At 40.3% G+C, this 13,452-nt stretch carries 9 protein-coding genes; 5 read left to right on the top strand and 4 right to left on the bottom strand.

The genetic code is table 11. From position 1 onward, the window contains the following. Positions 1-989 precede the first annotated feature (989 nt). A complete protein-coding gene (locus ACFINK_RS07060; protein WP_375638510.1) occupies positions 990-1,127 on the top strand; it encodes a hypothetical protein in 138 nt (45 codons plus the stop codon). Positions 1,128-1,746: 619 nt separating this feature from the next. Here the strand turns inward: ACFINK_RS07060 and ACFINK_RS07055 are convergent. After that, positions 1,747-2,778, bottom strand: coding sequence for a DUF3472 domain-containing protein (locus ACFINK_RS07055; protein ID WP_375638509.1), 1,032 nt, complete (start codon positions 2,776-2,778; stop codon positions 1,747-1,749). A gap of 457 nt (positions 2,779-3,235) precedes the next feature. Here ACFINK_RS07055 and clpB point away from each other — a divergent pair, with 457 nt between their 5' ends. Further along, complete coding sequence (gene clpB, locus ACFINK_RS07050; RefSeq protein WP_375638508.1) at positions 3,236-5,815, top strand: ATP-dependent chaperone ClpB; 2,580 nt, start codon at positions 3,236-3,238, stop codon at positions 5,813-5,815. A gap of 404 nt (positions 5,816-6,219) precedes the next feature. Here the strand turns inward: clpB and ACFINK_RS07045 are convergent, their stop codons facing one another. Beyond that, the gene (locus ACFINK_RS07045) at positions 6,220-6,591 is read right to left on the bottom strand and encodes a helix-turn-helix domain-containing protein (RefSeq protein WP_375638507.1); all 372 of its coding nucleotides are present in this window, start codon (positions 6,589-6,591) and stop codon (positions 6,220-6,222) included. A 383-nt stretch (positions 6,592-6,974) separates the two neighbouring features. After that, complete coding sequence (locus ACFINK_RS07040) at positions 6,975-7,346, bottom strand: helix-turn-helix domain-containing protein (protein ID WP_375638514.1); 372 nt, start codon at positions 7,344-7,346, stop codon at positions 6,975-6,977. A gap of 991 nt (positions 7,347-8,337) precedes the next feature. Here ACFINK_RS07040 and ACFINK_RS07035 point away from each other — a divergent pair. The 3 genes from ACFINK_RS07035 to ACFINK_RS07025 all read left to right on the top strand — a co-directional run bounded on the left by ACFINK_RS07035 (position 8,338) and on the right by ACFINK_RS07025 (position 11,229). Beyond that, positions 8,338-8,493, top strand: a complete 156-nt coding sequence (locus ACFINK_RS07035; RefSeq protein ID WP_375629151.1) for a hypothetical protein — start codon at positions 8,338-8,340, stop codon at positions 8,491-8,493. Between the two features lie 464 nt (positions 8,494-8,957). Next, positions 8,958-10,193: an MFS transporter gene (locus tag ACFINK_RS07030; protein WP_375638513.1), complete on the top strand. Its 1,236-nt coding sequence runs from the start codon at positions 8,958-8,960 to the stop codon at positions 10,191-10,193. Positions 10,194-10,833: 640 nt separating this feature from the next. Next, positions 10,834-11,229, top strand: a complete 396-nt coding sequence (locus ACFINK_RS07025; protein ID WP_375638506.1) for a conjugal transfer lipoprotein TrbH — start codon at positions 10,834-10,836, stop codon at positions 11,227-11,229. A gap of 1,804 nt (positions 11,230-13,033) precedes the next feature. Here ACFINK_RS07025 and ACFINK_RS07020 read toward each other — a convergent pair. Next, positions 13,034-13,402: a helix-turn-helix domain-containing protein gene (locus ACFINK_RS07020; RefSeq protein WP_375638512.1), complete on the bottom strand. Its 369-nt coding sequence runs from the start codon at positions 13,400-13,402 to the stop codon at positions 13,034-13,036. Positions 13,403-13,452: the final 50 nt, after the last annotated feature.

Genomic DNA, 13,452 nt, shown 5'->3' with positions numbered 1-13,452 from the left:
CGATAAAATGTGGATTTTTAGTTGGCACTTCAAGCCCCCCTCCGGTTGCGAGCGCCCTCGCATTGGTATTCCGGGAGTAACAAGTACTGAACCCTAGTCAGCTTTTTGCTTTTAGTGCGGAAACGCACCTGGACATAACAAAAACTCCCGGAATTCTAAGGATATTCGCAAAAGTGGGCTCAATTGTACGTTAGGGTTTAGGGCTTTTAGTTCCCTGTTGATCGCTGCGTAGACGATCAAACTTACGATATTTATTCATAAGGCAGTTTCAGAAGGTTGGCAAGAAAAATGAAAAATTTTCTATTCTGTTATACCGTAAAACGGCGCTATTTGAAGGAGGAGTGAAGAGCTTGAATATTCAGGGTAGGGCTTGATTTGTTGAGCCTGATGAAGTGCTGTCTTTTTTGGGGGGTGGAGACTGTAAGGTACTAGGCAAAAAGCTGGGTTCGTTTTCAGAACAGTGTTTACAGAGCGGTGCGGGGTGGTGATGTGGAAATTTTATTTGGCTGACTTCTGTAATAACGTAAAAGCGTGAAAACGTATATCCGTAAAATAATGCGGAGGATTTGTACTGTGTGTATGCTTTTATCATGGCGTGGAATATGGTGAGAGTAGGGGGATGCATTTGTGAATGGAGCGGGGAAAGCTGGGATGAAAAGGGGTGTTAAGTGCGTTTTCTGGAGAAGAGTATGTGGAGAATATTTGGAGGAAGGGCTTATTTGTCTTGTCTGATGAAACAGCATTTTTTGATATGTGGGATAGCCATATGAAATAATCAGCAGGGGAATCTAATAGACAAGAAAATCAGATTTTTGCAGAGCAGTGTTTACAGAGCAGTGCGTGGGGTGAATCTTTCGTTGGCTGTTTTCTGTAATGATGTAAAAGCGTAAAAATGTGAATCTGTAAAAGTGAAGAGGAGGATTTATGGATTTATGCATTGTGCGTGTTTTGGGGGCACGTTGGGTTTTTGCATGGATGGGGTGAGATAAATGGGGAGAGAACGAGCTTGTGAATCGAGGAGGGAAGCTGGAATGAAGAGTGCTGTAAGTCGTAAATGTTTGATGGGAGAGAAAAAGGAGTGCGTGGAATGGGAGAGTGCCTATGGACAAGGGGGAGGGTGTGGATAAGAGGTGGGGGTAGTTTAAAGGGATGCGTGAAGGGATGGTGTGAGGGTGATAGAAGAGGGAGGGTGAGGCTTTTATTAAAGGGTGCTGTGGTTTTGAAAGGGGGTGAGAATGGAGAAAATACGCTGGAAAGTATGATGATGAGGTGAGCTAATTTTGGGGGCACGTTGGGTTTTTGCATGGATGGGGTGAGATAAATGGGGGGAGAACGAGAGCTTGTTAATCGAGGAGGGAAGCTGGAATGAAGAGTGCTGTAAGTCGTAAATGTTTGATGGGAGAGAAAAAGGAGTGCGTGGAATGGGAGAGTGCCTATGGACAAGGGGGAGGGTGTGGATAAGAGGCGGGGTAGTGCAAAGGGATGCGTGAAGGGATGGTGTGAGGGTGATAGAAGAGGGAGGTGAGGAGATAGAGAGGAAAGGGTGTTGTGGTTTTGAAAGGGGGTGAGAATGGAGAAAATGCGCTGGAAAGTATGATGATGAGGGAAGTTAAAGGGGACGACGGGATGAGAGCAGGGCTCGAAAAAATAACTGGGAAAGGGAGCCGTGGTGGGGAAATGAAAAAAAACTTTCTCACCCCCAGTTGTTTTCAAAGGGGAGTGAGGGGCTTATCAAGAAGAAAAAAGCTAGTTTCTTTTCATAATCTTCCAAGTTTTTCCATCAGACATATACATAATCTTTTGACCTGTGGTTATCTTTTGTGTGCCGTGAGTGGTGTGAAGCGTAGAACTGAAAGCCGCTAGATGATCTATAAAGATTGATTTCCACTTAAATGAATCAGGAGATGGCAAAAAGATATTGGGTGCCCAAGAACGATTTTTTGAACGAATAACGACAAGCTCTTTTTGTTTCAAAACGTTAGAAATTGTTTCTGCAGACAGATCTTTCTCATTGGAAATTTGTATTTCTGGTTTAGTAGTAGGCGAGGCTAAACCTCCAAAGTCGCTTATACTTGTCATGCAAAAGTTGGATGTACATGATGTTTGGATGAAGTCAGAATCTTGACACTTTCCTTGATTAGAAGCTTTCAGACTCCCTTCGTGTAGCTTGTTTTGTTTTATGCCTTGAGGCTCAAAAAAAATCGAACTTTGCGGACTTAAATCATAACAGGAGGAGAGATGTCTCTTCCAACGAGAATGGTCTTCAACAAAACTTGAAGATTTACGGAGTTGTCCAAATGTATTTGGTACTTCTATGGTCCCAATATTCACTTTTTTACCCGTTATAAAATCGACTACTGTCGCTGTAACTAGATTTCCATTTTTTTCAACATATAATCGATATCTGCGTCCCATCTCCCATGGAAAGTTAATTTCACATCGTACTCCTGAACCTTCCTGAGTAAAATGCTTACATGTATTACCCTTCCATCCCGTTGCATTCCAGATAGAAAAATGAATGGTACGGCCGCTCCTGTTGAAAAAACCAATTTGTCCACTTTTTCCATTTTGGAATTCAAATTTATTTCCCCAGAAATAGATGGAGTTAGGCCCACCATCGTAATTTACTTGCTGGGTGAAAATAAATAGATCAAATGATGCATTTTTAAGCCATTCATGCTCTATAGTAATAACTTTGCCGGCAAAAATGGCATAGCTTGGTTTACTTATCAGAAGGAATAAAAGTATTAAAATAACCTTTTTTACAGTATGGTACATACTCAAATCCTCTATCTTAATAAAAATAGTGTAACTTTATAAGTATTAAAGCACATATTCAATGTTTTGTTAAGTAAAATTAGAGAAAATACTTTAATGTTTACTCTAAACTATATGCTGTAAAGACTACTTTGTTTAAAGTGTTTTTGCATGCTCCTTTTCTGCTGTTCAAATTTAAGTTTAATGGTGGAATTTAGGGGTGATGGTTTAAAAAGGGGAGTGATGATGGGGGGTATAAGAAAAGTTGCGGTTTTTATTTAAAATGATAGCGTATTTTTTTTCTCCCTCTTGCTATGAGGCTTGTAGAAACCCATATTCTTTTTAGCACTATGGTTCTTCTTCTTGCTGCTTTTTTCGCGGTGTTTTTTAGAGGCTGGATAATCCTTTCTGGATGTTTCTTTTGTGGAATATTGGAGAGGTTAAAGTGTGGTGATGGCTTGAGATTTAAGGAAAAAAAATGAACTTGGAAAAATATAGCGAACGCGTGCAGGGTTTTTTACAATCAGCACAAAATAGCGCTCTTGCTTCTGATCATCAGCAGTTTTTGCCGGAGCATTTCCTGAAAGTGTTGTTAGACGATTCTCAAGGATTGGCTGCATCGCTTATCCAAAACGCTGGTGGTGATCTTACTCTTATTCAAAAGGCGCTAAAAGAAGCACTTGATGCTTTGCCTAAAGTGCAGGGGGGAAATGGACAGCTCTATCTTTCGCAGCCATTGGCAAAAGTTTTCGCGCTGGCTGAGGATATTGCGAAAAAAGCCGGTGATCAGTTTGTGACCGTGGAGCGCATGTTGCAAGCGCTGATCATGGAAAAGACCGCAAAAACAGCCGATATTTTAACAAGTGGAGGATTGACCCCGCAAGCGCTTAATCGGGCAATTAATGCGCTGCGGAAAGGAAAAACAGCAACAAGCCCCCATGCTGAAGGACAATATGATGCCTTGCAAAAATATGCCCGGGATCTCACAAAAGATGCCCGTGAAGGAAAACTCGACCCTGTGATTGGGCGGGAAGAGGAAATCCGCCGCACTATTCAGGTGCTTTCACGGCGGACCAAAAATAATCCTGTGCTTATCGGTGAGCCTGGGGTGGGGAAAACAGCTATTGTGGAAGGGTTGGCATTGCGCATTGTTAATGGCGATGTGCCTGAAACTTTGCGGGATAAACAGCTTTATGCGTTGGATATGGGAGCGCTTATCGCTGGTGCAAAATATCGTGGGGAATTCGAAGAGCGCCTTAAAGCGGTGCTGGCAGAGGTGCAAGCCGAAAATGGACAAATTATCCTCTTTATTGATGAATTGCACAATCTTGTTGGCGCTGGAAAATCTGATGGTCCTATGGATGCTTCTAACTTGTTAAAACCTGCTCTTGCACGCGGAGAACTCCATTGTGTGGGCGCTACTACGCTCGATGAATATCGAAAATATGTCGAAAAAGATGCTGCTTTGGCACGCCGCTTCCAGCCTGTCTTTGTACCTGAACCCTCTTTAGAAGATACTATTTCTATCTTGCGCGGTATTAAGGAAAAATATGAACAACATCACAAAGTGCGCTTGGCTGATAGTGCTTTGATTGCGGCGGCGCGTTTGTCTAACCGCTATATTACGGATCGCTTCTTGCCGGATAAAGCGATTGATCTGATCGATGAAGCGGCGGCGCGTTTGCGCATGCAGGTCGATTCAAAGCCGGAAGAACTCGATGCTGTTGATCGGCGTATTTTACAGTTGAAGATCGAACGGGAAGCTTTGAAAACAGATGTCGAGCCAACAGCAAAAGAACGTTTGGAAAATGTGCAGGAGGAACTCAAAACATTGGAACAACAGTCCGCTGAGATGACAAGTGCTTGGCAGGCTGAGAAACAAAAATTAGGGCATGCTGCTGATTTGAAAAAACAACTCGAAGAAGCCCGTAATGCTTTGGCTATTGCACAGCGTGATGGACAATTCCAACGCGCTGGAGAGCTCGCTTATAGTGTCATTCCTGAACTCGAAAAACAATTGAGTATTGCGGAAAATGATGACCAACAAAATCATCTCGTTGAAGAGACGGTTACTGCTGAACATGTGGCGCGGATTGTTTCACGCTGGACCGGTATTCCTGTTGATCGAATGCTGGAGGCAGAACGGGAGGCGCTGTTGCGGATGGAAGATGAAATTAGCAAACGTGTGATCGGTCAGGGAGAGGCTGTTCAAGCTGTTTCTCGTGCTGTACGCCGCGCGCGTGCAGGGTTGCAAGATCCCAATCGTCCGCTTGGCTCTTTCATGTTTTTGGGTCCTACTGGTGTGGGGAAAACCGAATTAACCAAAGCTCTTGCCGCTTTTCTCTTTCAAGACCCAAATGCCATGTTGCGCATCGATATGTCGGAATATATGGAAAAGCATGCCGGGGCGCGGCTGATTGGGGCACCTCCTGGATATGTTGGATATGAAGAGGGTGGGGTGCTGACTGAAGCTGTACGTAGAAGACCTTACCAGGTCATTCTGTTTGACGAAATTGAAAAAGCACACCCTGATATTTTTAATCTCTTGTTGCAAGTGTTGGATGAGGGACGCTTGACTGATAGTCAAGGACGTACCGTCGATTTTCGTAACACTTTGTTGATTATGACTTCTAATCTTGGTGCTGAGTTTTTAACTGCTTTGCCTGAAGGGCAAACAACCGATCAGGCAAAAAATGATGTTATGAATGTCGTTAAAGCGGCTTTCCGTCCTGAATTTTTAAACCGTATTGATGAGATTATTCTCTTTCAAAGGCTGCAACGTCACGATATGGAAGCTATCGTCGATATTCAGATAGAACATTTGCAAAATTTGCTCAATGAACGCAAAATAACTTTGCAAATCGAGCCAGAGGTGAGAAAGTTTCTTGCCGATAAGGGCTATGATCCCCTTTATGGTGCGCGTCCCCTTAAACGGATTATTCAAAAAGAAATTCAAGACCCACTGGCGGAAAATATCTTATTTGGAAAAATTCATGATGAGACGACGGTGAAAATTACAAAACAAGGAGATCGGTTGGAATTTTTGCCTGAAGATTAAGTTTGGAAAAATTCATGGTATAAAGGGCGGTGATAATCCTATTATGTGATAAACACCGCTCTTTGAGGCGTGCTGATTTAGAAAAATTCACGATGAGACAGCGGTATTTTATTGCAAAGCAAAGGGAGTGGCTGGTGTTTTTGCATGTTAAATCAGCGTTTTCGAATATCGTAGGATTCTTTTACTTCTGTTTGTCGTGAAAACTATTTTCTTGCAATTTTATAAGTGAAGTCACAAGCGGGATTGCTTTATTGCTTTGTGCGTAAAAACGTTAGAGAGAAATGCCGTTTATCCGCCGTAAAACATTGCTCTTTGAGGGGGTGTGGGGAGCTGATCTGAATTTGACTTAAGGATGTTTTGTTGTTTGATATATTAGCAAATAATGTTGATCGTTGCGCTTTTGCCTAATCAGAAATCAACCACAAGATTGCTTTTTGTTTTTTCGCTTCGAGCTCTCTAAAGTTTCTCAACAGAGTGTGTTCTTTTTCGCTATAGGTTTCTTGATTGTGGTGTAAGAGGGTTTCTTTTGTTGAAAGATCTTCTTTTGTGGCAATGTCTGCATAAAAAAAGTTCATAGGAACTTCTAGTTTTTGGGCGATTTCCAGTAAACCTTTGGCACTTACACGATTGAAGCCTTTTTCGTATTTTTGGATTTGTTGGAAACTTACGCCTAAATGGCTTCCTAATTCTTTTTGGGAAAGCCCCATGGAAATGCGTCTATGACGGATTCTTTTGCCTATCAAAATGTCGATAAAATGTGGATTTCTAGTTGGCACTTCAAGCCCCCCTCCGGTTGCGAGCGCCCTCGCATTGGTATTCCGGGAGTTAAAGGTACTGAATCCGAGTCAGCTTTTTGCTTTTAGTGCTGAGAAGCACCTGGACATAGCAAAATCTCCCGGAATCCCGGGACACCCGCAAAGCGGGTTCATTTTTACGCTCGGATTTAGGACCTTTAATCCCTCTTGATCGGTGCGTAGACGATCAAAATTACACTTTAAGTGATAAAGTAATTTCAGAAGATTGGCAAGAAAAATCAAGAATTTTCTATTCTATTATGCCGTAAAACATTGCTCTTTGAAGGGGAGCTGATCTGAATTTGACTTAAGGATGTTTCGTTGTTTGATATATTAACAAATAATGTTGATCGTTGTGCTGTTGCTTAATCAGAAATTAGCCACAAGATTGCTTTTTGTTTTTTCGGCTGGAGTTCTCTAAAATTTTTCAAAAGGGTGTGTTCTTTTTCGTTATAGGTTTCTTGATTGTGGTGTAAGAGAGTTTCTTTTGTTGAGAGATCTTCTTTTGTGGCAATGTCTGCATAAAAAAAGTTCATAGGAACTTCTAGTTTTTGAGCGATTTCTAGTAAACATTTGGCACTTACACGGTTTAAGCCTTTTTCGTATTTTTGGATTTGTTGGAAACTGACACCTAAATGGCTTCCTAATTCTTTTTGAGAAAGTCCCATTGCAATGCGTCTATGACGGATTCTTTTGCCTATCAAAATGTCGATAAAATGTGGATTTTTAGTTGGCACTTCAAGCCCCCCTCCGGTTGCGAGCGCCCTCGCATTGGTATTCCGGGAGTTAAAAACACTGACTTGACTCAGCTTTTTGCTTTTAGTGCCAAAGCACCTGGACATAGCAAAATCTCCCGGAATTCCGGGATACCCGCAAAGCGGGATAAATTTATGTGTCAAGTCTTCGGGTTTTTAATCCCTATTGATCGTTGCGTAGACGATCAAAATTACACTTTAAGTGATAAAGTAATTTCAGAAGATTGGCAAGAAAAATCAAAAATTTTCTATTCTATTTATGCCATAAAACACTGCTCTTTGAAGGGGTGTGAAGAGCTAGAATATTTGAGGGCAGGCCTTGATTTGTTGAGCCTGATGAAGTGTTGTCGTTTGAAGGGGGTGTCTGAAGACTGTAAGGGTACTAGGCAAAAAGCTGGGTTCGTTTATAGACTATTGTTTATAGAGTGGTGCGGGGTGGTGAACCTTTCGTTGGCTTTGTTCTTTAAAGATGTAAAAGCGTAAAAACGTATATCCGTAAAAGTGAAGTGGGGGATTTATGGATTTATATATTGTGCGTGTTTTTGGTCACTTTGGGCTTTTGGGGGCGTGGAATGTGGTGCGAGAATTGGGGGAAGTGTCTTCGTGAATGGAAGTTTAGAGGAAGAGTGCTGTTAAGTTGTTAAGTGTGTGACGGGAGAGAAAAAGGGGAATGGAGGATGAAGAGAGTGCGCATGGATAGGGGGAGAGTGTGGGTAAGGCGGTGGTGCAAAGAGATGCGTGAAGGATGGCGGTTTTGGAGATAGGGCTTGATTTGTCGAGCCTGATGAAGTGTTGTCGTTTGAGGGGGGGGTGTCTGAAAATTGTAAGGGTACTAGGCAAAAAGCTGGGTTCGTTTATAGACTATTGTTTATAGAGCGGTGCGGGGTGGTGAACCTTTCGTTGGTTTCGTTCTGTAAAGATGTAAAAACGTATATCCGTAAAAGTGAAGTGGGGGATTTGTGGATTATATATTGTGCGTGTTTTTGGTCACTTTGGGCTTTTGGGGGCGTGGAATGTGGTGCGAGAATTGGGGGGAAGTGTCTTCGTGAATGGAGGGAGACGTTTAGAGGAAGAGGGGTGTTCAGTTGTTAAGTGTGTGATGGGAGAGAAAAAGGGGAATGGAGAATGAAGAGAGTGCGCATGGATAGGAGGAGAGTGTGGGTAAGGCGGGTATTGCAAAGAGATGCGTGAAGGATGGCTTAAGAAGATAGGGCTTGATTTGTCGAGCCTGACGAAGTGCTGTCGTTTGAGAAGTGGTTGGGTGTAAGCTTTATTTTGTGGGGAAAGTTGCTTTTTATTGTGGGATTGTAGACTAGTGCTGGTTGGGAATTTTCATTCTTTGAGACGTGGGGTGGAGGTCAATGTAATAATATGGAAGATTGTGATCTCATAATTTTTACATTCTTTCTTTTTTAAGATATTACTTGATATTAGAGTAAATGCTTATATCAAGAGGAGTATTTCTTTAAAAATTTTCACTTAACTTATTAAGCGATTTATTAGAATAAAAGACTCTTCTGAAGTTCATATCACCAATTGTATCGAAGGAAGTGTAACTTTAAGTGTAGAAAAGTTTAACATCGGATGGTTGATATGAATTTGTTTTTAAAAAAGAGTCCATTAGCTCTTTTTTGCTCTCTCTTTATTTCCAAAGTTGGAGATTATGCTTATGAAGTTGTTTTTATTTTACTGGTCTTAGAATTAACAGATAACACCTTTTTTACAGGTCTTGTGTATTTTTTTCGATTTATCCCTTTTCTCTTTTTTGGCCCTATAGGCGGTTGGTTAGCGGATAATTTTTCTTTGAAGAAAAATATGATCTTAAGTGAAGTTGTGAGATTATTAGCTTCATTGTTTGTTTTTATAACTTATATAACAGGTACGGCACATATCATTGTTCTTATTTTTGCAGCAATATGTACAACGATAGGAAGAAGTATTTTCCAACCAAGTTTTCAAGCTGCTATTCCCAGAATGTTTTCAATAAAAGATCTTACAAAGGCCAATAGCATTGCTCAAATTATCATGGAAACTGCATCCGTCATTGGCCCTTTGGTTTGTTCCATACTGCTTTTTTTTGCAAATAAATCGGCAGTACTCATTTTTGATTTTTTTACCTATTTTATATCTATTATCGTGTTATTTAATCTCATGAATTTAAATTCAAATGAGAATAAATCATTCAATTTTATAAAAATTTATCGAGAAACAGCTTCATATCTTAAATATATTTCTACAGAACATAATAATTTATTTATTACGCTCGTTGGCTCGTCGTTTGCTATTCTCTTTACGGGTGCAATTTTAAGATTTTTAATTCCAGCTTTTGTTCTCTCTATAGGGGGAGAGGAAAGCTTTGTGAGTTATATTTTTTCTCTCATGGCTGTTGGAACTATTGTTGGTGGTTTGTTATATAGTAAAATTATATTAAATATTACTTCGTTGAAGCTCATGATATTTTGGCTTCTTTATGGGGTTATTCTGTTTGTTATGCCCTTAGCTGCAGAAATTTATTTAAAATTCCTTCTCGTGTTAGCATTTGTTTTAGGATTTATTGGTGCCTTTGTGGATATTGGTTTAGTCTCAGCTATTCAATTATATTCTCGTCGTGAAGATTTTGGTAAGAGTTTTGGAACCTTTTCAACTTTAGCGAACTCTGCGGAAGCAATGTCTGGCTTTATTGCTGGACTTTTGGCTCTCGTGGGATTGTTAAGCTCTTTTTTAGCTATGTCCGCATTAATTATTTCCACCGGAATTATTGGCGTTGTAAAAATTAAGAAAAATAAAGAGTTAACACCTCTTAACACGACAGTCGATGACGACCATTGATATATTTTATATCTCCATGCCGTTTCTTTTTTCTAAAGACGGTTCGCTCATTATCTTATTCATGAGGTAAAAACACAGCTCTTTGAAGGGGGTGATCTGAAACGAATGAGTGGTCAGTGGTGGAAATTTGCTAGGCAAGCATTTGAATTCTTTACAGACCTTTGTTTATAGAGTGGTACGGGGTGGTGAACCTTTCGTTGGCTTTGTTCTGTAAAGATGTAAAAACGTAAAAATGTGAATCTGTAAAAGTGAAGTGGGGATTTGTGGTTTATATATTGTGCGTGTTTTTTGTCATGATATGGAGGGGTGAGAAGGATTGGGGGAAGTGTCTTCGTGAATGGAGGGGAAATGAAGGGTGCTATGCGTTGGTTTATGTAATGCAACACACCATGAAAGTAAGTATACATATACTATATGCTTTACATGTGTTTTTTCGTACTTTTAACATATATATTTTGTGTCTTAAACATAAGCTTTGAGTACTATGAGAGATGGTGGTCGTTTTTTAAACAAGCGAGAAAGTGATTAACTAATGCTTGATAGTAAAGCAGTATGTTGTTAAGGCTATTCTTTGAAAGGAGGCTCTTATTTCTGGTGTAGGAGCTTCTCAGAAGAGAATGCAATTAATAGGGGAGTTAAGATGTCAAAATATTTATTTCCGTTACCGCTTGTATTGGTGGCTGGTTGTGCATCTATCAATAATTATTCATCAAGTTATGTTAGTCCAAATATTACGCAAGATGATATAAAATTAATTGCTAACGATTTTGTTCGTAATCTTAAAAAACCTTTACCGCCCGCTACAACAACACTTATTGTGAAAAAAAATAAAACAGAAGACAACTTTACTCCTGTATTTATTGATCTCTTGCGACGGAATGGATATAACGTGATCTATACAGATCAACCAAACAAACAGCAAAATGGTGTAATCTTGACTTATCAAATAACGCCAATAAAGACAGGTATCATGTCTATGGTTTCTTATGATGAGGTTGGAGTAACGCGTTATTATATCCGCACTTATAATCGATGAAACCCCTTTACCGGTTTGTCTCAAAGAAGTAGATAATGAAGAAATGTGTTTCAGGGGAAGTGTTGGGATTGAATTAATCAATAAAAATTTGCAGATGTGAAAATTACATGTTCAGATGACAATTATTCGTCGTTTCGGTTACAATTTCAGTGTTGTAACGAAGAAAGATGTCGTTTTATCTGTTTGCAATTCTTCATGTTCTATCTCAGTTATATAGCGCTTTTATCGTTTCTGTCTTATAGAAAATTACTTTCTGTTCTACGGCTCTATATGCCAATCTAATAGTCAGATCTAAACAATCAAATTCATATGAACTCTTTACAGAAATCTGTTGTTTGAGATTGTTGGAAAGGTGTTTTGTTTTTATCAAATTGTCGCGTGGTGGTTTGGGAGTTTCCTTTGGCTGCATTCTGTAAAGATGTAAAAGCGTAAAAATGTGAATCTGTAAAATGAAGCGGAGGATTTGTGCTTTGTGAGAGCTTTTATTATGGCATGGAATGTGGTGCGAGGATTGGGGGATGTATTTGTGAATGGAGCGGGGAACGCTGGGATGAAGAGTGCTGTTAAGTTGTGAGTGTGTGATGGGAGAGAAAAAGGGGGAATGGAGGATGAAGAGAGTGTGCGCATGGATAGGGGGGAGAGTGTGGGTAAGGCGTTGGTGCAAAGAGATGCGTGAAGGATGGCGATTTTTAAGGAGATAGGGCTTGATTTGTCAAGCCTGACGAAGTGCTGTCGTTTGAGGAGGGCGTCTGAAGACTGTAAGGGGGGTACTAGGCAAAAAGCTGGGTTGGTTTATAGACTATTGTTTATAGAGTGGTGCGGGGTGGTGAACCTTTCCTTGGCTGCGTTCTGTAATGATGTAAAAGCGTAAAAATGTGAATCTGTAAAAGTGAAGTGGGGGGATTTGTGGATTATATATTGTGCGTGTTTTTGGTCACTTTGGGCTTTTGGGGGCGTGGAATGTGGTGCGAGAATTGGGGGGAAGTGTCTTCGTGAATGGAGGAGAAAGTTGGGATGAAGAGTGCTGTTGAAGTGCGTTTTCTGGAGAAGAGTGTGTGGGGAATGGCTGTGAACAGATTGCAGAGCTGATGTGTAAAGAGATGTGAAGAGAGAAAAATCGTGGTGGGCGTTTATATTCTATGCGGAGCTTAACAATTATAGTTGCATCTATATTTGTATGGGGGATATCCGTGAAATGGGTGTGAGAAGCATTGAGAGGTGTTTTTTTTAATAAGTGGGTGAATGAGCAATACAATGAAAGCCTATTTAGAGGGGAAATCCTATTTAGAGGGAATTCTATTTAGAGGGAATTCTATTTAGGGGGAATTCTATTTAGGGGGAATTCTATTTAGGCGGAAGCCCATTTAGAGGGATGCCTATTTAGGGGAAATCCTATTTTAGCTCTTGTTGTTTTAGACATTGTGTTTTGTATGAGGGGCATTTTGCAGGAAAGGTGTTTTGAGGGATGTGGCTCCCTTAAAGAAAAACACAAAAGTATCAAAAGAAAAATATAAAAACTTGACAAGGTAAATGTAAAAAGGTATCATAATGATACAATCGGAATTGTGCGTTTAAATCAGAAGAGATCTCTTGATAAAATTCTGTGAGAGGGGTGGGGATGTTTTTCCAAGGTTTTGGTGTTTTTATCCTATTTTGAAGTTTGATCCTATGATGTCGTAAACCGGTGCCGTAAACCGTTTTTTGAGATGTGGTGATATCAGTCAGGCAAGGCTTTAGGTAGAGGGGGATATTGGCAACGGATGTCGATTGATGCGCTTTTGCCTAATCAGAAATTAACCACTGTCTAATCAGAAATTAACCACAAAATTGCTTTTTGTTTTTTCGGCTGGAGCTCTCTAAAGTTTTTTAAAAGGGCGTATTCTTTTTCGCTGGTGGTATCTTGATCGTGGTGTAAGGCATGTTCTTTTGTGGGAATATCTGCTGTTAAAAGGTCCGCATAAAAAAAGTTCATAGGAACCTCTAGTTTTTTAGCAATTTCGAGCAAACACCCCGCGCTTACACGATTTAAACCTTTTTCATATTTTTGGATTTGTTGGAAACTGACACCTAAATGGCTTCCTAATTCCTTTTGAGAAAGTCCCATTGAAATTCTTCTATGACGGATTCTTTTACCTATTGAAATGTCATTAAAATGTGAATTTTTAGTTTGCACTTCAAGCTCCCCTCCGGTTGCGAGCGCCCTCGCATGAGTATTCCGGGAGT

It is taken from the genome of Bartonella sp. AA16NXGY (assembly GCF_042197325.1).
Classification (GTDB): Bacteria; Pseudomonadota; Alphaproteobacteria; order Rhizobiales; family Rhizobiaceae; genus Bartonella.
The sequence above is the reverse complement of the archived record's forward strand: the minus strand, read 5'-3'. Positions and strand labels throughout refer to the sequence as shown.

Excerpts from the sequence above, each read along its gene's own strand:
- clpB (WP_375638508.1), top strand. The coding sequence starts at position 3,236 with ATGAACTTGGAAAAATATAGCGAACGCGTGCAGGGTTTTTTACAATCA.
- ACFINK_RS07030 (WP_375638513.1), top strand. The coding sequence starts at position 8,958 with ATGAATTTGTTTTTAAAAAAGAGTCCATTAGCTCTTTTTTGCTCTCTC.
- ACFINK_RS07060 (WP_375638510.1), top strand. The coding sequence starts at position 990 with ATGGGGAGAGAACGAGCTTGTGAATCGAGGAGGGAAGCTGGAATGAAG.
- ACFINK_RS07025 (WP_375638506.1), top strand. The coding sequence starts at position 10,834 with ATGTCAAAATATTTATTTCCGTTACCGCTTGTATTGGTGGCTGGTTGT.
- ACFINK_RS07055 (WP_375638509.1), bottom strand. The coding sequence starts at position 2,778 with ATGTACCATACTGTAAAAAAGGTTATTTTAATACTTTTATTCCTTCTG.